This is a genomic window from Sinorhizobium prairiense (assembly GCF_029201645.2).
In the GTDB taxonomy this organism is placed as follows: Bacteria; Pseudomonadota; Alphaproteobacteria; order Rhizobiales; family Rhizobiaceae; genus Sinorhizobium; species Sinorhizobium meliloti_A.
In genome coordinates this window covers 1,194,950-1,216,567 of record NZ_CP104133.1, presented here as the reverse complement: position 1 = coordinate 1,216,567, position 21,618 = coordinate 1,194,950, and the positions used below count along the sequence as shown (strand labels likewise).

The following is a 21,618-nucleotide window of genomic DNA, read 5'->3' as shown; positions in this document are numbered from 1 at the left end:
GACCTCACATGGACGAGCGGATCGACTTCGAACCGCGGCCGAAATAGCGCTCGATATAGTGCTGCCCTATCGAGAGCACGGAGACGACGAGCAGGTACCAGAAGCTCGCGACCAGCAGCAGTTCGAGGACGCGGGTATTGGCGAAATAGATGATCTGCGCGTTGTGGAGTATCTCGGAATACTGAATGACGCTGGCGAGCGACGTCAGCTTCACCATGCCGATCACCTCGTTGCCGACAGGCGGCACCATGACGCGCATCGCCTGCGGCAGAACGATACGGCGCAGCATCATCATCTGCGTCATGCCGATCGTGCGCGCAGCCTCGTACTGGCCGCTGTCGACGGACAGAAGCCCGCTTCGCACGACCTCCGAAGTATAGGCGCCCTGGGATATGCCGAGCCCGAGTACGGCGGCGACGAAGGGCGTCATGACGTCGACCGTCCTGAACTCGAACAGTCCCGGAATGCCGAGCGTCGGGAAGATGAGCGCCAGGTTGAACCACAGCATCAACTGCAGCAGCGCCGGGGCGCCGCGAAAGACCCAGATATAGCCGATGGCGATCGACGACAGCACCGGATTGCCTGAAATCCGCATGATGGCGATGACGACGCCAAGGACGATACCGAGGCCCATGGCGGCAACCGTCATCAGCAGGGTGTTGTAGAGGCCGGCGAGGATTGCGGGTGCGAAGAGAAAATCGCGGACATAGCTCCATTCGATCTGCCCGACGCTGAAGGCCCGCACGAGACCCGCAAACAGCAGGAGCACGATGCCCGCCGCAATCATCCGCCCGATATGCCTCTTCGGCACCAGTTTCAGGTGGGCGATCTCGTATTTGGAATGCGCAGGCGGAGTTGCGAGGCTTGCCACATTCATCGGCGTCGCGCCTCCTCTGCGCCGTTCTTCGCTCCCGCTAAGGCCCCGCCGGTCGGGCCGCCGGCAAAGGCGCGGCAGCCGGCAAGCGCCGTTTCGAAGCGGGCGATCTGCTCGCGAACCCGCTCCGGCGCCGTCGCACCGTAGCCGTTTCTGCTCGCAAGCGCCTTTTCGAGCGCGAGTGCCGCAAGCATCTCCGGCTGAAGCCGCGGATCGATCCCCGGCAGATCCTCAGCCGTCAGGCCGGATAGATCGTGACCGCGCTCTTCGCAATAGCGCACCACGGCGCCGGTGATCTCGTGCGCTTCGGCGAAAGGCACGTTCCGGCCCACCAGCCAGTCGGCCACTTCGGTCGCGAGCGTGAAGCCCTTCGGCGCCTCCTCGCGCAGCTTCTCCACGTCGAATTCCAGCGTTCCCACCATGCCGGCAAAGGCGGGCAGGACCAGTTCGAGAACGTCGATCGTCTCGAACAGGCTGCGCTTGTCCTCGGCGAGATCACGGTTATAGGCGAGCGGCATCGCCTTCATGGTCGCGAGGAAGCCGGCGATGTTGCCGATCAGCGTGCCCGACATGCCGCGCGTCAGCTCGGCGACGTCGGGGTTCTTTTCTGCGGCATGATCGAGGAGCCGGTGGAATAGGAATCATGCAGCCGCACCCAGCTGAACTGCTTGGAGCTCCAGAGGCAGATTTCCTCCGCAAGCCGCGAGAGATCCACCGCCACCAGCGAGCAGATGAAGAGGAATTCGGCGACGTGATCGCGCGCGGCGACGGCATCGATGGAGTTCTCGCAAGCGGCCGAATAGCCGAGGTCGATGGCGGAGAGATCGGGGCGGCGCGCAATGCCGGATCCGGCCAGCGCGGCCGCACCCAGAGGCGAGCGATCGAAGCGGCGGTCCCAATCGGCAAAACGCTGCAGGTCGCGCAGCAGCGACTGCGCGTGCGCCATGAGGTGGTGGCCGAGCACGACCGGCTGGGCCGGCTGAAGATGGGTAAAGCCGGGCATCACGGTCTCCGTGTGCCGGGATGCCTGCTCCATCAGTGCTTCTTCGATGGCGATCACGCCCCGGGAAAGCTCCCGCGCCATGCGCCGCAGATAGAGGCGCGTATTGTTGGCCGTCTGGTCGTTGCGCGACCGCCCGGCGCGAAGCTTGCCGCCAAGAGTGCCGAGGCGCGCCATCAACAGACGTTCGAGAAAGGTATGCAGATCCTCGTCGGCCGCAATAGGTTCTTCGCGGCCGGCACCGACATCGGCTTCGATGCCTTCCAGGGCCGCGCGTATCGCGGAGAATTCACTCTCGTCCAGCACGCCGGCCCGCTTCAACTCCGAAGCATGGGCGCGCGAACCTGCAATATCTTCCCTGTACAGGCGAAAGTAAGAGCGGGGCGCGCGGGAAAGATTGGCAAGCGCTTCGGACGGTCCGGACTTGAATCGTCCACCCCAAAGCTGAGTGGGCTCAGTCATCTTCGTTCCCTTTATTTGTCATTCTTTCGAAGAAGCTCCCACGGGTGGCATAGCCCGGCAAGCGAAGTTATTTCACCAAGCTATGACAAAAACGACTAGCCTTGCTCCGGGCACTTATTTAGGGTCTGCGCAAAGAACGGGGCGGAGCGGACGCGCATCGGCTGCATCTGGCGGAGGAATTTTCATGGCTTCGGGACGGCGGCGCTTGCCTTCGACGACTGCGCTTCAGGTGCTGCTTGCGGTGGCCGAAAGAGGATCGACGAGCGCCGCCGCCGAAAGCACGTCGCTGTCGCAGAGCGCCGTCAGCAAGCAATTGCTGTCGCTCGAAGAGCTGATCGGCAGCCCCGTCTTCGTCCGGACACCGCGCGGAATGATCCCGACGGAGGTCGGCACGATCTATATCGAACAGGCGCGCACCGCATTGAAGGCGATGGAGGACGCCGCCCTCCGCGTCGCCCGCCTGAAACCGGGCCCGCGCGTGCTGAGATTGCAGGTGCCGCCCATTTTCGGGGACCGGTGGCTGCTGCCGCGCTTCCTTCGTTTTACCGAGCAGCACCCGGAGATCGAGGTGCAGTTCACGACGTTCGTTTCTCCGACACAGTCCCAGACGCCCGATGCGATATTCCGTTTCCTGAGCGAACCCCTGCCGGACGAGGAAACCAGCTATCTCTTCGGGCGCGAGGTTCTTGTCGTCAGCGCCCCTTCCTACTGGGAGAAGAACGGCACTCCGGAGACGATCGAAGATCTCGCCGACGGCATCATGCTGGAGCACCCGCAGACGCCGCTGCACTGGAATTATTTCGCCAAGGGTCATGGCAAGGACGACCTCGCGGTCCGGCACACCACGCGCTTCGGCTATTATACGATGGTGATCCGGGCGGCACTTGCCGGACAGGGAATGGCCTTGATCCCGCGCGGCCTTATCCTCGATGACCTTGCGGCGGGAAAGCTCGTCAATCCGAACGGCTTCGGATATCGAAGCGACCATGGCTACTGGTTCGCAAAACCGCGGGACATCGCTCCGAGTGCTTCCATGCGGACGTTCGAGGCATGGCTGATGGCGGAAGCCGAAGGCATGGGCGACTGAGGGCGGCCGGCCCGGGCCGCGGCGCCCGCTTCAGTCCGACAGCCGCGCGAGCGCCTCTCCGTCGAGCCGGAAGAAGACCTTGTCCGGTTTGCGTGCGCCCCCAGTTCTTCATAGAAGGAGAGGAGCCGTGTGTTTTCCGCCTCCGCGGTCCAATCGATGCGCGTGAGCCCGCGCTCCTTCGCCAGGCTGGCCACCTTCTGCATCAAGGCCCGGCCGAGGCCGCGGCCCCGCTGTGATCCGCTGACGTAGAGTTCCTTCAGAAAGATGCCCGGCTTCAGGCCCGGCCCGGGGTAAATCGCCGAGAAGGCGGCGAAACCGAGCACCGAACCATGCTCCTCGGCGACGAGGATCTCCGCGCCCGGCGGCATGGCTTCAAGCCCCGCGATTATCTCGGCGCGCGGCGGACAGGCCACGCGGTAATGCGCCTGCATTTCCTCCATGAGGGCCGCAAGTGCGGGGAAGGCCGCGTCATTGGGCTGCAGCAGGCGGATCGGCGTCACTTCTGTTCCCTCAGCTCGAGCGCGCCGCCACCCAGTTGTGCCAGTCTTCCTCGCTGCCGTTGAAGACGTTGAGGTCGATCCGCCCGTCGACGCCGTGGGACAGGCCCGAGCCCGAATATTGCCAGAAGATCCATTTGCGCCCGGGATAGACCTTGGACGGGTGCGCCGCGACCGAGCGCAGCCAGAAGGGATGATTGGGGAACGCGCCCTGCAGATTGTCGCGGTAGAAGTCCGGCGCGGTATAGATGATCGGGCGCTGGCCGTAGTGGCGCTCCAGCTTGTCCATGAAGACCTGCATCTTTTCCCGCACCCGCTCCGGCGACGGACGCCGCTTGCAGCTCGACTCGCCGTTCCACTCGACATCGATGACGGGCGGAAGCGCGCTCGGATCCCGGGGCACGTTGCGGATGAACCAGTCCGCCTGCTCGCCGGCCGTGCGGCACCAATAGAAGAAGTGGTAGGCGCCGCGTTTCAGCCCGGCCTCGTCGGCCCGGCGCCAGTTCTTCTTGAACATGGGGTCGAGATGATCGCCGCCGTCGGTCGCCTTGATATAGGCGAAGTTGGCGCCTTGCGTGCGCAGCTTCGCCCAGTTGATGTCGCCCTGCCAGCGCGAAACGTCGACGCCGTGAACGGCGAGTTTGCGCGGCGACCGGGTACCGAAATTGATCGGATGGGCATCGCGGAAGCTGTGGCTGTAGACGCGTGAGCGGCCGCGCGGCTCGCGCGCGGGATTTTCGGGAGCGAGCATTGCAATGGGCCGCTCGACTGGAACCGGCATGCCCACCGTCCTTTCCGCCGGCATGAAGGCCTGCGGCTCGGGAACGGTTCCTGCCCAGGCGAGCGCCTCCGGCTGAGGCGCCGCTCGCGCGGCAGCGGCACTGACCTCCGCCGAAGGAACCGGACTTGCCGGACGGACGACGGAGCTCGTCGTCTCGCGCGAGGGCCTGCTCCCCCCGAAGCCGCAGCTCGTTAGAGCCAGGCAGGTTATGACGATCGCTGAGACAGCCGAAAAAGGATGCATGAGGACCCGCACGCAATACAAAAGCCGACGGCAACCGCGCCGTCAGGACCCACTGACGAGACTTGCTAACGGGAAATTACCAAGAAAGATTGAATCCAATCTTTACGCGGGCAGAGTTGCGAGCGATTTCGCCCTCAGCGAAAACTCGCAAGAAACAGCCGGTTGAGCTCTTCGACCACGAGCCTCGGCCTTTCCTTGCTCCGCAGCCCCTCGTTCAGGCGGTCCGAGCCCGCCTGCTGGAAGGTCATGTAGCCGTCGTGGCGTGGCCGGAGCCAGGCCCCTTCGAGCGTCGCCCGCGTCGCGCGGTAAAAATCATGGGTCGCCGCATTGACCGTATCGTCCTGCCAGGCGTCCCCATGGCCGGGCTGGCCTCCGGATGCCGCATAGAGGCCGCGCTGCACGCCGGCGCCCGCAACCCAGTAGGCGAAATCGATCGCCTCTTCCGGCGTCTGCGAAAAGGCCGAGACGGCTATGCCCGTCCCGCCGAGCGCCGAGCCGACCGGCCCGGCGGCACCGACGGTCGGGAAATCGCCGAAGCGGACGAGCGCCGGGCGAAAGCCGGCAATGGAATAGCTGACATAGCCGTAGATAAGCGGCGCGCAGGCGGCGGGCGAGGCCTCGGCCGCCATGGCCTCGAGCACCGCGATCGGGTCCATTCCGAAGCATGCGGGGTCGATGAGTGCCGAGATTTCCTGCAGCAGCTCGACCGCCATGGCGCCGGTTTCGGCGTCGACGAGATCGCCCTTACCGGCGCTGCGGCAAGGACGGCCGAGATTGCCGCAGAGCGTATAGAAACTCATCAGCGAATGCGGCGGCCTCAGCGGCAGGAGGACGCCGCCGCTGCGCGCGAGCGCGACCATATCCCGCCAGGTCTGAAGGCGATCCGTCCGGTCCGGCCGCCAGGCCTGCACCTGGGTCGCCGCGTCGATCGGAAAGGCCCATTGCCGTTCGTTCCACGCGTAGCTCCGATAGGACGGACCGACGCTTGCCGCCGAGAGCGCCTGTCGCTCCGCCTCGCGGCCCGGCACGTCCAGGGGCAGCAGGCAATTCTCGCCGGTGATCTGCCCCACATGCGGATGGTCGATGACGATCAGGTCATAGTTCCTTGCCAGGGTCTCGACCGGAAAGGTCTCGAAATCCTGCAGCGACCGCTTCTCCCATCGGATCTCGACGCCCGTCTTTTCCCGCCAGGATTGCGAGCAGGCCACCATCGGATCATAGCCGCGCGGGTGGTTCCAGGTCATTCCCTTGAGGACGACGCTCATAGTCCGAACTCCTCCCTGATCGAGCGGCCATGCTCACCGATGCGCGGAGCGGCGCGCTCGACGCGCGGGCGGCGGCCGTTGATCCTGAGCGGCGAGCGCGTGGTCGTGATCGATACGTCGTCTTCGCGCGTCACCGTCTGCAGCATGTCGAGCACCTGGAAGCCTTCGCTTTCCAGAAGCTCGTTCCAGTCGAGCACGCGCGCGCACCAGATATCGGCCGGCTCCAGCACCGCCAGCCATTCGTCGACGGTGCTGAGCGCGACGCGGGCGGCAATCAGCGCCTTGATGCGGTCGCGCTCGGTGAACCACGAGGACGGGTCGTCACGATAGGGGGCGAGTTCGTCGATCTGAAGCAGGTCCGCAAGCTTCGGGATCGGCGTCATGGCGATCGCGAGATAGCCGTCGCTCGCCGCATAAACGCCGTAGGGTGCGGCGAGATAAGCATGGGCGCTCCGGAATGCCGACCGCTTCGGCAGACGGCCGCCGTCATTGAGATGCGTGGTCAATACCTCGAACTGGAAATCGACAAGCGCCTCCAGGAGGCTCGTTTCGACGAGGCTTCCCTTGCCGGAAATGCCGCGCCGCACCAGCGCCGCGAGAATCCCTTGAGCGGCGGCGGCGCCTGCCAGCATGTCGCCGATGGCGAGCCCGAAGGGAACCGGCCCCTGCCCTTCGTCGCCGTTCAGCCACATGACGCCCGAGCGCGCCTGCGCCAGCAGATCCTGGCCGGGACGCTTCACCCAGGGGCCCTCCTCGCCATAACCGCTGATCGAGGCATAAACGATGCGCGGATTGATGGCCCTGACCGCCTCATAGTCCAGCCCCAGCCTTTCGATGACGCCCGGCCGGAAGTTCTGGATCACGACGTCGGCCTGCGCGAGAAGCCGCTTCAGTGCGGCCAGATCGGCCTCATTCTTGAGGTCTATCGCGAGGCTTTCCTTGGCGCGGTTGATCGCATGGAAAATGGTCGAGTCGCCGCCGATCTCGGTGTCGCTCAGATAAAGCCGGCGGGAAAGATCGCCGCCATCCGGCCGCTCGATCTTGATCACCCGCGCGCCGAGATCCATCAGCCGCAGCGAACAATAGGGGCCGGAAAGAAACTGGCTCATGTCGACGACCACCAGGCCGGAAAGCGGCAGTTCGGATTCTGTTGTCATGCGTGGTTACTCTTCCCTCGTGCAGCGGCAACGCGATGCGGATGACTGTCGGACAAAAATAGTGTGTGTCTTCTTATTTGAAGACTTAATTCAAATATAGGTGTCCTGACAAGCTGCAAAAGGGACGACGTCCGCTGCATGGCGCAGTTGACTGCCGGAATGAAGCAACGACAGGACTGGCGATACCTGAACGGATTGGAGACGCGCTGGCGCCATCGAGAGGCGCTCGGAATGCCGCGCATGCGCATCACGCTACAGGCCTCACCGGCTCTGCGGCATTTCCTGAAACAAGTTTCTGTCTAAGATGGCGTCTGGCCAGAACAAGCCCAAGGGGACGCAGACCCGTCCAGCATCGACTGAACCGGAGAGGTTGGATGTCGCAAGACCTGGAAAGTCCCTGCCGGCTGCGGCCGCAGGATTTCCTCTTCGCGGAAAAGTCCGTCGAGCCAGACCACGCGTTGATCGCGGGTGTGTACCCAGCTGGCGGGCGTGGTACGGCGCGAGATCGGCATTCGGCTCCATCGTCAGGATGGCATATGTCTCCGGCCAGGCCGGGTCGCCGGCCGCCAAATCCCCGCGAAATAGAACCAGTCACCAATGGTGAGCGAGAAGCTGAAGTTCCTGTGGCGAAACTCGGACGCGGGCACCAGGCAGCGGCGGGCGGGGAACGTCCGGGTCTTCCGATCGGACGACGTTCACGGCGCCCGCCAACGTCGCGCGGACGCAGGCCCCACGGCCGCCCCACCATCTCCACTTCGCCATCATGGCGCCTCATGATGACGCGGCGGGCGTCGGACTGGCAACCTTCGCGCGCGTCATTTACCAGAAACATGATTCCGAGACAATCGGACCTGAGACGGAGGATGCATGTGCAATGATTATCGGCTAATGACGGATGTCGCCTCCATCGTCGAGGGCTTTGCCGAGCTCAAGATCAAGATCCGTTTCGGCGAAGGCACCCCGAATCTCGAAGCCCGTGAGGACATCAAGATCACCGATGTTGGGCCGATCGTCAGGGCCATCGACGGAGTGCCGGATGAGGCCGAGCTCGTACAGCGACGCTGGAGTTGGCCGGGGCCGAACAAGCGGCCGGTGTATAACTTCCGATCAGAGGGACGGGAGTTCAACTCCCGCTGCCTAATTCTTGCCGACGGCTTTTACGAGTTCACCGATCCGAAGGATCCGAGCAAGAAGCGCAAGGACAAGTGGCTGTTCACCAAGAAGGACGAGCCGATCTTCTGCATCGCCGGCATCTGGCGCAACACGCCTGAGGTCGGGCAAGCCTTCACCATGCTGACGATGGCGCCGGGGCCCGACATCGCTCCCTACCACGATCGACAGATCGTGATCCTTGAGCGCGATGTATGGACTGACTGGCTGAACCCGAGTGTTTCTGCGAAGTCGTTGATCAAACCCCTTCCGGTGGGCACGCTATCGGTAGAGCACGTTGGCTAGAGTTCTGCTCGATTCGTAATGTATTCACGGGCTCCAAATCAGCTTGAGCTTTGTCGCCTGCGCATGCGTGCCGGCATTCGGCGACCTGCGAGCATTATTCATGTGGAAGTTCGCGTAGGTCATGTTCTCAATGGTGGTGATTGCTCTGCGTGTCCAACATTCCTGCCGTTAGTCGTTTGTGGCGAACCTCAGCCGTGGCGAGTTTCTCCCGTTCATGCACTTCATCTTGGCTCGGATGTACACGTCCGACCGCTGCAAATGGTGATTCACCGGCCGGGTACCAAGCGAATTCCTCGGGCTCCAATGCAGCCAACTTCACAATGCTGCCCTCCAATGCCGTTCGTATTCCATAGTAAGAGATCACGTCTGTCGCGACGACCCGCATCAAAATCCCTCTACCGACAGCTCTCACGACGGCCTCGCCATCGATGAACTTGAAGGTCTTTTCCATTCCGTTGTCCACGATTGAGACGCAAAATTCGGCAAACCGTTGGGAGACAGTCTCGACGAGGTTCCTTGAACCGGGGACGGAGACACAGCACTCCGAGAGGTGCTCAGACATGTTCGCTCCTTGTAAGATTCAATGTTGGCGTGGCCTTGGTGCAGCGCACGCTCTTATCTGTTCGTCAGCACGTCTTGGATCGCGGTGCCCACCGCCCGGATATCGTCTTCGGAGTGTCCGGCCGTGGGGCAAAGCCGCAACCCTGCCCTTCCCCGTGCAACCGTGGGAAAGAAGATCGCCGACGTATAGAAACCGCGGTCGAGCAAAGCTCTTGCGGCTTCGATGGCCGTCATCTCGTCGCCTATCTCGACCGTTCGTATCGGCAAGGGTGAGCCTTGCTGGTCTGTGGGAACGAGGCTGTCGAACAAGGCGATTCTGCTTCGAAGTCCCTGTTGTAGCTCAGTGAGTTCTTGCGTTAGGTGCAGTTGCTGCGACGCGCGCGCCGCGCCGATTGCCGCGACATTCAGCGACGCCGAAAACGCATGAGCGACCGCGAATCTTCGAAACAGTTCCTCTTGCCGCGCCGTTCCGAGCATGATCAAGCCTCCTGAGGCGCCGAAGCCCTTTCCGAGCGAAGCCGCAATTATCGTTCGATCACCCAGGTGTCCGCTCATTTGCGATCTGGCAAAGCCTTCCCCGTGCTTGCCGAAAATGGAGACGCCATGTGCGTCATCGATATAGAGGAACAGGCCATAGCGGTCCTGCAGGCGCCTTAGGTCCTCGATGTCGGCGCTTCCGCCCATCGAATAGACGCCGTCGCAAACGAAGGCGACGGATTCGTTCGCGCGGCAGAGCGTCTCGAGCGCGTCGAGATCATTGTGAGCAATGGTCTCGACGCGCGTTTCGGCGGCAATGGTTCCCTTGTGAAAGGCAAGCGTCGCATGGGCGAAGCGATCGAATACCATCAGCGGCTTAACGCCACCCGTGAGATGCCCGGAAGCAATCAGCGGCAACGCGCTCATGTTGGCTGCGAGCACCGTGGTATAAGTAATCACCCGCGCATCGAACAACTCCGACAGCGCCGCCTCCAAGTCACCGAGGATTGAGAAATTGAGACGCGTCCTTGCGCATGACCAATGAAGCGCGCCGTAATCTTTCAGGGCGTCGACGGCACCTGCGACGATCTGCGGATGGTTGTCCAAGCCGAGATAGGAGCAACGCACAAAATCAACGACCCGGCGTCCACGGTCGTGGTTTAGTGCCACGGCACGATCCGCCAAGGGACGCCCGTAAATCGCCATCAAGCCCTGAAAATGCGCGGCATCGAAATGGTTTTGTGCGTACTGGATTAAGCTGGCAGTGTTCCTTGCGGCACCCTTGCCAGCAATGTTTCCCTGCCCCGGCGCTTTTTCTTCCATCCGAAAATCTCCCGATACTTGAGCGGCGAATGTACGGGAGATTTATTTGGTTAGGCGCTGAACTCAACGAAGTATTTGCGAAATATTTTCAAGCTGAATTTCGCATTCCGCGTAAAATTACGGTTAAATTCTCCTTTCCCTGCATTCTTGAATGATACATGAGAAATGTAAAACGTATCCGAGCTCAATCGGAGCCATCAATGTCGATCGCATAGCCTGTGGCCCGTATTGTGCGAATAAGAGGACGGCCGGTCAGGCGCTCGAGCTCCCGACGCAAGCGACTAACATGCACATCCACGGTGCGCGGCTGCACGTAGCGATTCGATGGCCACGCCGCTTCGATCAGTTCCAAACGGCTCCGCACCCGGCCTGGTGCCTCAAGCAGGCATCGCAGCAGGTTGAATTCGATGGGACCGAATTGAACGTCTTCATCACCATATCTGACGAGACGGCGCCCAGGTTCGATTCTTAACGCGCCAAAGGTTTCAGCGGCCTCGTCGCTAGCGGGATGTGTCGGCTGCCTATTATTCGCACGATTGTTCGGCAGAGAACCAAGGTAAGCAAGCAGCCTTGCCGGCGAGACCGGGCGCACGAAGTTTTCGTCAACCCCCGCTTTCAACAGTGCCAGATAGTACCGCTCATTGCCCGACGAAACGACGGCGATAGTCGGGATGCGCGAGGTTACGTCGTTAGCCTTTATGGCGGCACATGTTCTCACCGTGAGCTCTGAATCCTCTGCTGAATCCAGGATGATTGCTGTGACCGGCCTTAGCGCAGCCTGGTCCACTACCTCTTCTTCGCTCACCAACATCGTCTGAAAGCCTTCCGACGCGAGGATGTGCGCAAGCAGCACATAGAAGTTCGCATTACCCGAGCAGATCAGGACCAAGTATTTTGTCTGCTGAGCCTTCGTGCCTTCAAGCTGTCTCATCGCCGCTCTCTTCCCGTGTTTTGATGTCACAAAAAATGGAAATAGTATGCCTGACACTCGCGCGTAATCCCTATAATTTCAGTGATATTGTGCAAAATAACGCACTAGCTTGAAAACTTGAGCGGTTTATATCATATTTTGTTGCAACATTTTTGTTGAATTTAGACGTGAGATGGGCACTGTGTAGATGCAGCGAACCGGGTTCGCTATTCATGCATCATGACTTCAGAGAACGCGCCAGAACCGATGAAGACCAGCATTGACCAACTTCCGCTTCGAAAACAGCGCGAACTCGCGCGCATCGTCCAGGTCCTGCACCAGGAATTCGAGGACGCCCTCAAGGAGGGAACGGCCGACTTCAAGAAGCTTGGCCGCATTCTGAAGATCATTCTCTTCGGGTCCTACGCCCGAGGAACATGGGTCGATGAGCCGCACACCAAGAAGGGATACAAATCGGACTACGATCTGCTGATCGTCGTCAACAACAGGAAGCTAGCAGATTTCTGGACCTACTGGCACAAGGCACAGGACCGCCTCATGCATCTACCGGAGATCCAGACGCCGGTAAGCCTCATCGTCCATTCAAGACGTGAAGTGAACACGGCACTCTACGATGGACAGTACTTCTTCGTCGAAATCCGCCGCGACGGAATTCTCCTCTACGAACCCGACGACGAACCACTTGCCGAGCCAAGATCTCGAGGGCCGGCCGACGCCCTGCGAATAGCCGTCGAGTATTTCGAGGACCGTATGCCGCATTCCAGGGTATTCTTAAAGACCGCGGAGTTCTGTCTACCCGAACGCGACTTCAAAGGGGCTGCCTTTCTCCTGCACCAAGCGATCGAGCATGCGTACTCAGCACTCTTGCTTGTCCCGACGAGCTGCAGCCCCGCATCTCACAATATGAGGGATCTGCGCCGCCTCGCCGAGGAACAAGACCAGCGGTTCTCTGAAGTTTGGCCCGCGATCAGCATCAGTATGTAGCGTGGTTCAACATCTTGAATGAGGCTTACGTCAAATCTCGATATTCGAAGCATTATGAAATCAGCGAAGACGCCCTTGTCTAGCTTGTTGAAAGAGCCCGTCAGCTGATCGCGGACGTGGAAGCGATCTGCTTCGAACACTTGGATCGGCTTGGAAAGCAAGCAGGAGATGATCTCGACTGAGTCCGGAGAGGGAACAGTCTTCGCTTACGATATACACATTTGCCAGGGACGGCACGATGAGAACCGAAATGGTTCTGTGGCTCGCGAAAGCTGAGTTCCAACGTCCGGCAATCCATTGATCCCCTGCGCCGGACAGCAGGAGGTTCAGCGTGTCCAAAATTTTTCGCAATCCGGCCATGGGGGAGGAAAGCCCCGGAAAGATGGCTTCTGGCAGAAGCACCAACAGGAGGAAATGGTGGAGGCGGCGATCGGCCTCTATGGCAGCGAAGCCGCAACGGCGGCCGCCTATTGCGCGCTCGAGGCCTGGACCGAGCACCGACACAGCGATTACGGCTTCTGGTTTGAGGTATTCCTACGGGTTAGAAACCGCTTCATCTAGCGGTTCATCTGCTCAGATGGTGCGCCTTGCGGCGATCTGTGAGCGAGCAAGGCGCTAGCCGGCGGAAATTGGAAAACGGTCAATTTCCGCGTGGGGCGGTGGGCCTACTATCGAGCGCATAGCCAATGGACCGTACGGTCCGGATGACATCGGGCCCATATTGGTTCAGCGCGCGCCTGATGTGACCGATATGGATATCGACGGTGCGGGGCTCGACTTCGGCTTCAGGCGGCCAGCCTGCGGCGATGAGATCGTCACGACTGTGCACCACATTGGGCATCTTCATGAGATGCAGAAGCAGTCTGAATTGTAGTGCGGAAAGGCTTACGGTGTGTCCGTTTCGCGTAACGCGAACCGTCGTGACATTCATCTCGAAATCCGCGTGCCGAAATATCTGCTCTCGTGAGACGCCAGGGCGGGAGCCGTCGGGCAAGTTCGTTTGAATGCCCTTGAGGAACGCGAGCAGGTGTCGCGGATCGTAAGGACTGCATATGACCACGTCGATCCCAAGACTGCCGAGATCCGTGCTCGATGCATTTGTGAAGACGGCGACTGGCAGGCGTTCGCTGATTGCCTTGATGTGGCCGCAAAGACCAGACGCCTCCAGGCGCCGATCGGAACAATCGACCAGGACCGCGAGCGGCCTTTTGGTCTCGATTGTACCAATCAGTTCGCTCGTATCGGAGCAAAGCTGGACGGGAAATCCCTCGGTCTCGAGAATGTACTCGAGCAGAAGAAAGAGCTCCGCATTGCCCGTGTAAATCAGCACACCCGCATGCATTCCGCACCCGGTCTCCAACTTCAAAGCGGCGCGTATTCTCCGCCATTCACGTCTATGATCGCGCCATTGATGAAGGCCGCAGTGTCGGAGGTCAGGAAACCGATGGCGGCCGCTACTTCTTCAGGTTCCCCCATGCGGCCCGCGGGAATGCGGGCAACTGCTGCGCGATTGACCGCGCTGTCTCGCGGGCCGGCCATCTCGGTGGCAATCCTGCCCGGAGCAACGACATTCACCGTAATTCCTACCGCCGCGTACCGTGGGACCAGTGAGCGGGCGAAGCCCGCAAGTGCGGCTTTCGAGGTAACATAGGCGGTGCCCGCAATTCGGGGCAGCGCACGGCCGGCGATAGACCCGACAAGGACAACGCGGCCAAAACCTTGCGCGCTCATGCCGGGCAACACTGCCTGGCAGCAAAGCATTGTCCCGGTCAGGTTGACGGAAAGAACCGTGTTCCATTCTTGGAGTGTGATCTCTTGGAGTGGGGTCGGCCCGTTGAGCCCCTTGGGTGATATGCCGGCATTACAAACGAGAATGTCCGCTCTGCCCCAGCAATCGTCCAATTCCCGAAAGAATGACGTTATCTGCGCCGGCTCACCGAGATCGACAGCGCGCGCGAACACCCGCTCGGAGCCGAAATCCTGACAAAGAGCTTGGGCGGCGCTTTCAACATTGACGAGCTTTTGCCCGAAGAGGGCGACCCGGCATCCACGCTCCAACAAGAGACGGGATGTTGCCAACACGGCCTTGGCGCGGTTGAATAAATGTTTTGACCGACGACGCGCAGACGCCTGCCGCAGCCTGTTTGTAGCTTGAACGAGCATAGTCCCGGCTTCCTGAGGTGAGAAATCGACCGCTCGCTTTGCACGAGCTTCACAATTTTGTTGCAACAAAAATGCAGCTCGTCAAGTCCATGCAACAAAATTTTAGGACGATCAGCCAGCATCCCTCTCCAGATTGGCCCGCTTCAGCCGGCGATATCCATCGCGGATATCATTCTCCATCGCCGCCCTGAGGCTCGCCGCGTCGCGCTCCGAGAGAGCCTCCATGGCAATCTCGTGGTTGCGAACGCCATATTTCTCCTCGGCAAACTCTGGGTAGAGATTATGCAAGGAGGGACCGATCCTCAGCCAAAGGCTTTCAATCATTGAAACAAGCTGGGGAAGACCCGAGAGGCGGTAGATCGTAAAGTGGAATTCCTTGTTGTGCCACAGCGCGTCCGTATAGCGCTTTTCGTCGAGGGCCGAACTTATAAGTTTTTGTAAGGACTGTAGTTCCTCGACGTCGGCAGGCGCGCCATGTTGCGCGGCCTGCTCCGATGCCAGCCCCTCCAGCGCGAGGCGCGTGAGCGTTATCTCTCGAAGGGCGGCCGCGTCGAGCACCGGGACGACAACCGTCTTCGGCCCGGCGTAAACAAGCGCCCCCTCGCTCGTCAGCCGATTGATCGCATCACGCGCGGGCGTTGTGCTTACCTCAAGGTCCTGGGCGACAGCGCGCACCGTCAACTTATGGCCCGGCCTGTAGACGCCTCGGATGATGCGCTCCTTCATTTCCCGATAAGCGGCATCGCCCAATCTTTCCGGCGCTCTCTCAAGATCTGGCAATTCGATCGAATTGTCCGCCATTTCACTCTCTCAATCGGTTGACACTGCGAAATTTTGATGCAACAAAAATGAAGTGTGAAGGTTTTGCAAAGTTTTTGTCGCACCAACGACTACTAGCAGCTTTCCCATGCACCGTCACGCGGACCGGCGACAAGCGGTCCGCGGGACACCAGAACCTCAGCAATAAGCGCATTGTCCTGACTCGTACCGAGTCGGAAGAAGGCTTTTCATTGCGGCCGGAAGCGGCCGTATCTCGGGGAAGACGCCGAAGAGCGTCCAACAGCTGAAAGGAAAGGCGGATTTGATCGGTCAATCTCTGTCCCTTGCGGGACTTCAAAAACGATACGGCGAAGCCCTTGCAGTTCGCGAGCTGTCGATCGACGTCGCAGCCGGGGAATTTGTCTCGCTGTTGGGGCCGTCCGGCTCCGGCAAGACAACAGCGTTGACGATGATAGCCGGCTTTGAGGCTCCGAGCGCCGGCAGGATCGCCATCGGTGGCCAGGACGTAACCTTCCTTGCGCCAAATCACCGGAACATCGGAATGGTGTTCCAGAAGTACGCGCTTTTTCCGCATCTGACGATCCACCAGAACATCGCATTTCCGCTCAGGATGCGCGGGCGGATGCGGACGGAGGTTCGGCCGCGTCGTCACATAGCGTCGGCACTCGGTGCGGCCTTCCCTTAGCCGCCACGTTGCCGAGGTGACCCGGTCATCGCCGAAAAAGCATTCAGAATGCGGGACAGTCTGGGGCGCGGTCGAGGTGCAGCTCGCCTCGAGCCCGCGATCTCCATACCGCGTCGTCAGGCGATAGCCGTTGTTGCAGTAGTAGGGCTCGTATCCGCGGCGCGCGACGCGGAACCCGACGCCGCTGCAGGTCGGGAAAGAGCGTCCTTTTGCAAGCTCGTGCCAGAGCTTATGGATCGGCGGCCGGCACGCAGGATACTGAGTTGCACCGGCCGGATTGGATAGGCACAGGATAACCTGGCATCCCCAGTCCTCCGCTCGCGCTTTACCGTCGAAAACTAGATAGAATGACGCTAAGCTGACTGCAGCGACAAATGCCCGTACGAGAGACTTGTTCATGACCGCCACCTTTCATCGACGCGAACATGCGCGAATGCCAGCAGTCCTTGCTAGTTCGCGAACTCGTTTAACAATCATATATCTGATAGTATAGAAGATGACAAGCGCACTCAACGCACATTGGCAGAGCCAGCTTTTTTCGGCCTACGCCTTGCAAGAAGTCCTCGACAAGCCGATTGACGGGGAGACGCCGCAATCACGGCTGAAGCAGCTCGGGATGATGACGGTCCTCTACATGATGCACCAGAGCCACGAAAAGCTAACGCTTTCAAATATCGTAAGAATCACCGGGTTGACGCGCAATGCAGTGGCCGAATCGATTGATCCACTCGTTGAGCGCGGCATACTTACAGAGACAATCGTGAAGAACTCCATGGGGCGCGGAACTGCGAGGCAATTCGAATTCTGTCCCGAGGTATTTGAGAGGCTGAAGCTGGGCATCCATCAGAGAACGCCGCAGACTTAATTGCAATTATCTGACACTAACATCTTTGTATATTGAACCGATAAGATGTGGAGCACAGCCGAGCAAAGTGGGACTGCCGTGCCGATAGGCTGAGCTCATTATCCTGATTTGCTTGACGCCCTCCGCCGACTTATGGCCTTCCGAACAGCGCACGGAGGATCCGTCGCGAAATAAGACATCAAAGAACCGCGATCAGAAGGCATCTTGACGAGCCGCAGGGCCTTGGTCCACAGCGGCCGCAATGGCGCGCGTGGGCGCTTAGGACCCTTGCGGCCTCCTCGGCTGGCGCCACTTGCTGGCCGCCTTCGTCACGCTGGTGATCCGCAGAATAGACGTTGACCGCGCGATGTCGAAGCCTTCAGGGCCGATCCGATCCGCTTCTTTCGCAGCCTGTCTGAGTGGAGGCACCGGATCACTGGCCGCATCCTTTAGCCATTCGGGTGAATGACATTGGCTTTCTCACGACCATGTCCGCATCATGATAGATTGATGATCCTGCGCTCTGACCAGATGGGTAGCGTCGGCGTGGCCGCGGCCGGGCGGAGCCGAACTGGTTCTGATCTGAGCATCAGCCGGACTGCAAGCCGCGCCATTAGCACAGCCGCGGCATTGACCTGGAATTGACACGTGCACACAAGCACCGTGATGCAGCATTACTGCTTTGAGTTGTTCAGGGGAAACTTCTAGTGTTGGGTGGCTATCGCCTCAAGCTCATGGCGTTTTAATTCGTCGATTGCTTCGAGCGCTTCTTGGGCCGACCAACCTGCAGACACAGCCGCCTCCAGCAGCCTGGCCTCCGCCTCCTGTTCGAGTTTCATGTATAGAGGCTCCAATGCCTCCTGGACAGTTAGAATATGCTCATCTGGAGCTACGATATGGACAGATGAAATTGAGGGCGACATGGCACAAACCTTCCTCCTTCACACGGACGTGTTCCGACAAAACTCGAAAAGTGGGCGTCTGTTCCACCGGATTCAAACTTTGAGAATTGGATGAACTCGCATCGGTCGATTGGCGTCACTTTGGCTCTTCTAGTTATCGCGCATTCCGCGTTTGCGGCCGATCCGACGCGCGATCGTGATTGACGGCGACGATCGAGATCCGCGGCGAGCGCATCCGCTTGCACGGTGTCGATGCGCCGGGGAGGTCCCGTTGTAGCAATGGCGTTTACGCCAATGCTCAAGAGCTCGCGCGGTCTCATAGAGCCGGGATCTGGCGCGGCGATTTCGAGTTGCCCTTGCAATGCACGCGCCGCGCGTGCATTGCGTGAGGCATCCTTCGGGACCTTCACAGCTCGCATTTTCGACTTACCGGCCCCTTGGCCTGCAAAGAGCTGCATGCCGGTGCGCACGGTGCGAACACGCGCGCTACAAAGTAGCCGTCGGAAGTTGTCGGGCGACATGCACAATTGACCCCCTAGCGACATAAAGAACTGACCCCTCTCGTTAGAGAGGAGGAATAGATGTCGATTGAGAATTCGATGAATCCTGCATTGCCGAGAGGGATGCGGGGAGATGCGATGCTTGAACCTGACGCAGTGATGTCGATGGTGCGTCTGCATAAGAGTGGCTGGGGAGCCAAACGGATAGCGAAGGAATTCAAGTGCGCCCGCAATACGGTTCGCCGTTATCTTCGGGAAGGCGGGACTATTGCTTACAAAGGACGCCCGCGCGCGTCGGCGCTGGATGGTCTGGATGAGTGGTTGCGGGAGCGCTTCTTCCGCCACGAAGGCAACGCGGACGTCATTCGCCAGGAGCTGGAAAGCGAGCACGGGATCGCCATCAGCCTACGGCAGGTGGAGCGCCGGGTTCGGGAATGGCGGCGTGAACTGAAAGCGCAGAAGCGGGCGACGGTGCGCTATGAGACGGCGCCTGGCCATCAGATGCAGATCGATTTCGGCGACACGCGGGTCTGGATCGGCGGCGAGCGGGTGCGGATTCATGTGTTTGTCGCCACGCTCGGCTATTCGCGCCGGCTGCATATCCGGGCTTCGCAGCGGCAGCGGCAGACGGACTGGTTCGAGGGGATGGAGGGCGCTTTCCTGCGCTTTGGCGGCGTTCCCGCGGAAGTGCTGATCGACAATGCGAAGGCGCTGGTCGAGCACCATGATGCGGTGACACGCGAGGTCAGGTTCAATGCCCGGCTCCACGCCTTTGCCCGTTACTGGGGCTTCAGGCCGCGCGCCTGCGCTCCGTATCGGGCGCGCACGAAGGGCAAGGACGAGCGCGGAGTCGGCTATGTCAAGAAGAACGCGATCGCCGGCCGCCGCTTCGAGACCTGGGCGGCATTCGAGGCGCATTTGGATCGGTGGACGCGCGAGGTTGCCGACCAGCGGGAACACGGCACCACCGGTGTTGCGCCGGCGGAACGCTTTGCTGCGGAGGCCGGGGCGCTACGTCCGCTTTCCGGCAGGGCTGCGTTCGGGCAGTTGCGGGATCTGGTCCGCAAGGTTCAGGCCGACTGCGCCATCGATCTCGACACGAACAGCTATTCGGTGCCCTGGCGCCTGATCGGCGAGAGTGCCCAGGTCGTGGTGCTGGCCGGTCGCGTGATCATTCGCCATGCGGGCCAGGTTGTGGCCGACCATGCCCTGAACCGAGGGCGACGGCAACGGATTGTCGACCGATCCCATTTTGTCGGCATTGCCGGTGTCGAGGGACCCGTGCGCCTGGCGCCGATCGAGATCGCGCCCGCGGCGCTGCTGCGGCCGCTTGCGGAATATGAAGCCGTTGTCGGAGGAGGCTGGTGATGACGAACGTGGACCATGACCTGCTCATCGCAACGCTCGACCGGCTGAAGCTGACGGCGATCCGCGACCAGCTCGACACGCTGCTCGACGAGGCGGCTCGCTCGAAGATGAACCTGCGCGAGGCTCTGGGCTTCCTGGTATCGCGGGAGATCGCCCGGCGTGATGAGCGCCGTATCTCCATGTCGAGCAAGATCGCCCAGTTCCCCTTCGTACGCGAGCTGGATGGCTTCGACTTCGATGCCCAGCCTTCGCTGGATCAAGGGCAGATCCGGGAGCTTGCGACCTGCCGCTGGATTGCGCATGGCGACACGCTCTTGCTCCTTGGCCCTCCCGGAACGGGTAAGACGCATCTTGCCGTCAGCCTCGGCCGCGAGGCGATCCGCCAGAACTACAACGTGCAGTTCATCACGGCGGCGACGTTGTGGCGACGTTGGCCAAGGCCCATAGCGACGGCTTGCTCGACAAGCAGTTGACGCTTCTGTCGCGGCCGAAACTGCTGATCATCGATGAATTGGGCTATCTGCCCTTCGAGGCCAATGCCGCCCACCTGTTCTTCCAGTTGGTGTCCCGGCGCTATGAGAAGGGCTCGATCCTGATCACCTCAAACAGATCCGTCGGCGAATGGGGAGGTGTCTTCGGGGACCCCGTCGTCGCCACGGCGATCCTGGACCGCTTGCTTCATCATTCCGCGGTCATCACCATCCGGGGCGACAGCTACCGGCTTCGCGAAAAGCGCCGCTCCGGCCTTCTGCAGAAGACCGGAGCGGCGCTTGAACCCAACGAAACGTCCAGCCAGTAAAGGGGGTCAATTCCTGATGTCGGCAAAGGGGTCAATTCCTCGTGTCGCTTGACAGAAGTCTGTCGCGTTCTCCCGACCGGTGCGGTGCCGGAAAATTCATGGGGTTTCCTCGAAGCTGCGTGACGGGTTGTGAGCGCTCTTAAACCCAACGAACCACGGACCATAGGCCGATACCCAAGCTTTCGGTGCTGCTGTAGGTTCTGCGTTCCGCGTTCTGATTTCACGTAGTGGTTGTGGAGTTTTGCCGTGATTAAGATCTTCGTTTTGATGATGACGCTGGTACTGGTTGGCTTCTGGGGTTCTGTCGGCGTTATGATCTATCGGCTGCTTACGTGATTTCGAAGTGGAACGCTTAAAATGTGCAGGTTACCCCTACAGGGTGGCGGAATCTTCAGCCGTCCCCTATAGTTTCCTTGCGGCAATGGAGGTTGCCCAAGGAGGATCATATGAGCGACACCGCTTTTGGGTTTCTGCTGGCGGCTGAACTGTCGGTCTTGCTGTGGGCCGCACTGCTCATGGGGGCCTTCTCGGTTTTCTGACGATCCTTTCAGTTTCATCACTCCTCAATGATTTTTTTGCGCCCGGCGCGCCGCAAATACCTCCTCGGCCGTCTCATGCTCCGAGAGCTTCCCTATTTCTCGATTGCGGCTTCGACGCCAGGCACAGCATCGGATACCGCATCCCGAGGAATGAACTCCGGACCGGGCGATAATGTCCACGCGGCTAAGGGTTATGACCGGTCCTGAATCCCAGTCGAGCTCCACCAGAGCAGCGCGAAACTCCTCCAGCGGTTTATCCAACTTCTTCACTCGATGGTTCCATGCCACCTTTCCGGCAGGCGTTCGTCTGCGGCGGTCATGTGCTGGTCACCGGAGCGACGCGAGTTGCGCATCAACTTTACCTCCTCATCTCTTCGTAATGCGCTGGCCTGCTAATGCTCTGGATTGATGGTGTTGACAGTATTTCCCGGCAGCCTTGGCT

General features: G+C 60.4%; 16 protein-coding genes and 10 pseudogenes. 10 read left to right on the top strand and 16 right to left on the bottom strand.

Translation table 11 applies throughout. The features are described 5' to 3' along the window. Positions 1-4 precede the first annotated feature (4 nt). Positions 5-877, bottom strand: coding sequence for an amino acid ABC transporter permease (locus tag N0Q91_RS29035; protein WP_275598946.1), 873 nt, complete (start codon positions 875-877; stop codon positions 5-7). Beyond that, a pseudogene (argH, locus tag N0Q91_RS29030) lies at positions 874-2,336 on the bottom strand (argininosuccinate lyase). Before argH ends, N0Q91_RS29035 begins: the two are co-directional and overlap by 4 nt. 184 nt (positions 2,337-2,520) lie before the next feature. Between argH and N0Q91_RS29025 the strand changes: the two are divergent. Next, complete coding sequence (locus tag N0Q91_RS29025; RefSeq protein WP_127709659.1) at positions 2,521-3,423, top strand: LysR substrate-binding domain-containing protein; 903 nt, start codon at positions 2,521-2,523, stop codon at positions 3,421-3,423. 30 nt (positions 3,424-3,453) lie between these two features. Here the strand turns inward: N0Q91_RS29025 and N0Q91_RS29020 are convergent. The 5 genes and pseudogenes from N0Q91_RS29020 to N0Q91_RS29000 form a co-directional block, all read right to left on the bottom strand. Next, positions 3,454-3,923: pseudogene (locus tag N0Q91_RS29020) on the bottom strand (GNAT family N-acetyltransferase). Positions 3,924-3,933: 10 nt separating this feature from the next. Next, positions 3,934-4,944: a glycoside hydrolase family 25 protein gene (locus tag N0Q91_RS29015; RefSeq protein ID WP_275598945.1), complete on the bottom strand. Its 1,011-nt coding sequence runs from the start codon at positions 4,942-4,944 to the stop codon at positions 3,934-3,936. Between the two features lie 134 nt (positions 4,945-5,078). Further along, on the bottom strand, positions 5,079-6,209 hold the full coding sequence (locus tag N0Q91_RS29010) for an extracellular solute-binding protein (protein ID WP_275598944.1): 1,131 nt from the start codon (positions 6,207-6,209) through the stop codon (positions 5,079-5,081). Further along, on the bottom strand, positions 6,206-7,366 hold the full coding sequence (locus N0Q91_RS29005; protein ID WP_275598943.1) for a CaiB/BaiF CoA transferase family protein: 1,161 nt from the start codon (positions 7,364-7,366) through the stop codon (positions 6,206-6,208). The genes N0Q91_RS29010 and N0Q91_RS29005 overlap by 4 nt, the downstream gene beginning before the upstream one ends. 299 nt (positions 7,367-7,665) lie before the next feature. Then, positions 7,666-8,198, bottom strand: a pseudogene (locus N0Q91_RS29000) (SOS response-associated peptidase family protein). A gap of 35 nt (positions 8,199-8,233) precedes the next feature. Between N0Q91_RS29000 and N0Q91_RS28995 the strand changes: the two are divergent. Then, positions 8,234-8,821 (top strand): SOS response-associated peptidase, encoded by a 588-nt coding sequence (locus N0Q91_RS28995; RefSeq protein WP_275598942.1) that lies wholly within the window; start codon positions 8,234-8,236, stop codon positions 8,819-8,821. Positions 8,822-8,845: 24 nt separating this feature from the next. On the opposite strand, the pseudogene N0Q91_RS28990 reads toward N0Q91_RS28995, so the two are convergent. From N0Q91_RS28990 to N0Q91_RS28975, 4 genes and pseudogenes are all read right to left on the bottom strand, one after another. Next, positions 8,846-8,962, bottom strand: a pseudogene (locus tag N0Q91_RS28990) (autoinducer-binding protein); the annotation flags it as partial. Continuing rightward, complete coding sequence (rctB, locus tag N0Q91_RS28985; protein WP_448131178.1) at positions 8,949-9,383, bottom strand: SMa0974 family conjugal transfer regulator; 435 nt, start codon at positions 9,381-9,383, stop codon at positions 8,949-8,951. The gene rctB and the pseudogene N0Q91_RS28990, both read right to left, overlap by 14 nt. Positions 9,384-9,436: 53 nt before the next feature. Next, a complete protein-coding gene (locus N0Q91_RS28980; RefSeq protein WP_275598940.1) occupies positions 9,437-10,681 on the bottom strand; it encodes an 8-amino-7-oxononanoate synthase family protein in 1,245 nt (414 codons plus the stop codon). A gap of 184 nt (positions 10,682-10,865) precedes the next feature. Further along, positions 10,866-11,612: a winged helix-turn-helix transcriptional regulator gene (locus tag N0Q91_RS28975; RefSeq protein WP_275598939.1), complete on the bottom strand. Its 747-nt coding sequence runs from the start codon at positions 11,610-11,612 to the stop codon at positions 10,866-10,868. A gap of 246 nt (positions 11,613-11,858) precedes the next feature. On the opposite strand from N0Q91_RS28975, the pseudogene N0Q91_RS28970 reads away from it, so the two are divergent. Further along, positions 11,859-12,778, top strand: a pseudogene (locus tag N0Q91_RS28970) (nucleotidyltransferase and HEPN domain-containing protein). Positions 12,779-13,013: 235 nt separating this feature from the next. After that, positions 13,014-13,157: a Y4oE-related protein gene (locus tag N0Q91_RS28965; RefSeq protein ID WP_275598938.1), complete on the top strand. Its 144-nt coding sequence runs from the start codon at positions 13,014-13,016 to the stop codon at positions 13,155-13,157. A 79-nt stretch (positions 13,158-13,236) separates the two neighbouring features. Here the strand turns inward: N0Q91_RS28965 and N0Q91_RS28960 are convergent, their stop codons facing one another. The 3 genes from N0Q91_RS28960 to rctR form a co-directional block, all read right to left on the bottom strand. Further along, complete coding sequence (locus tag N0Q91_RS28960; RefSeq protein ID WP_275598937.1) at positions 13,237-13,938, bottom strand: winged helix-turn-helix transcriptional regulator; 702 nt, start codon at positions 13,936-13,938, stop codon at positions 13,237-13,239. Between the two features lie 20 nt (positions 13,939-13,958). Further along, positions 13,959-14,759 (bottom strand): SDR family oxidoreductase, encoded by an 801-nt coding sequence (locus tag N0Q91_RS28955; protein ID WP_275598936.1) that lies wholly within the window; start codon positions 14,757-14,759, stop codon positions 13,959-13,961. Between the two features lie 111 nt (positions 14,760-14,870). Then, entirely contained in the window at positions 14,871-15,560 is a 690-nt protein-coding gene (gene rctR / locus N0Q91_RS28950; RefSeq protein WP_275598935.1) for a GntR family transcriptional repressor RctR, read from the bottom strand. A gap of 280 nt (positions 15,561-15,840) precedes the next feature. Here rctR and N0Q91_RS28945 point away from each other — a divergent pair. Continuing rightward, positions 15,841-16,185, top strand: a pseudogene (locus tag N0Q91_RS28945) (ABC transporter ATP-binding protein); the annotation flags it as partial. Here N0Q91_RS28945 and N0Q91_RS28940 read toward each other — a convergent pair. Continuing rightward, positions 16,159-16,623: pseudogene (locus N0Q91_RS28940) on the bottom strand (hypothetical protein); the annotation flags it as partial. The pseudogenes N0Q91_RS28945 and N0Q91_RS28940 sit on opposite strands and share 27 nt — an antisense overlap. A gap of 97 nt (positions 16,624-16,720) precedes the next feature. Here N0Q91_RS28940 and rctA point away from each other — a divergent pair. Both rctA and N0Q91_RS28930 read left to right on the top strand, forming a co-directional pair. Then, positions 16,721-17,089 carry a conjugative transfer repressor RctA gene (gene rctA, locus N0Q91_RS28935; RefSeq protein ID WP_275598934.1) on the top strand — a complete coding sequence of 123 codons (369 nt, stop codon included), beginning with the start codon at positions 16,721-16,723 and terminating at the stop codon, positions 17,087-17,089. A gap of 185 nt (positions 17,090-17,274) precedes the next feature. Next, positions 17,275-17,521, top strand: a pseudogene (locus N0Q91_RS28930) (capsular polysaccharide export protein, LipB/KpsS family); the annotation flags it as partial. Positions 17,522-17,772: 251 nt separating this feature from the next. Here the strand turns inward: N0Q91_RS28930 and N0Q91_RS28925 are convergent. Further along, on the bottom strand, positions 17,773-17,991 hold the full coding sequence (locus N0Q91_RS28925; protein WP_275598933.1) for a hypothetical protein: 219 nt from the start codon (positions 17,989-17,991) through the stop codon (positions 17,773-17,775). 90 nt (positions 17,992-18,081) lie between these two features. Between N0Q91_RS28925 and N0Q91_RS28920 the strand changes: the two are divergent. The 3 genes and pseudogenes from N0Q91_RS28920 to istB all read left to right on the top strand — a co-directional run. Beyond that, positions 18,082-18,366: pseudogene (locus N0Q91_RS28920) on the top strand (thermonuclease family protein); the annotation flags it as partial. Positions 18,367-18,551: 185 nt separating this feature from the next. Continuing rightward, on the top strand, positions 18,552-19,838 hold the full coding sequence (istA, locus tag N0Q91_RS28915; protein WP_275598932.1) for an IS21 family transposase: 1,287 nt from the start codon (positions 18,552-18,554) through the stop codon (positions 19,836-19,838). Continuing rightward, positions 19,838-20,637 (top strand): annotated as a pseudogene (gene istB, locus N0Q91_RS28910) (IS21-like element helper ATPase IstB). Before istA ends, istB begins: the two are co-directional and overlap by 1 nt. Positions 20,638-21,618: the final 981 nt, after the last annotated feature.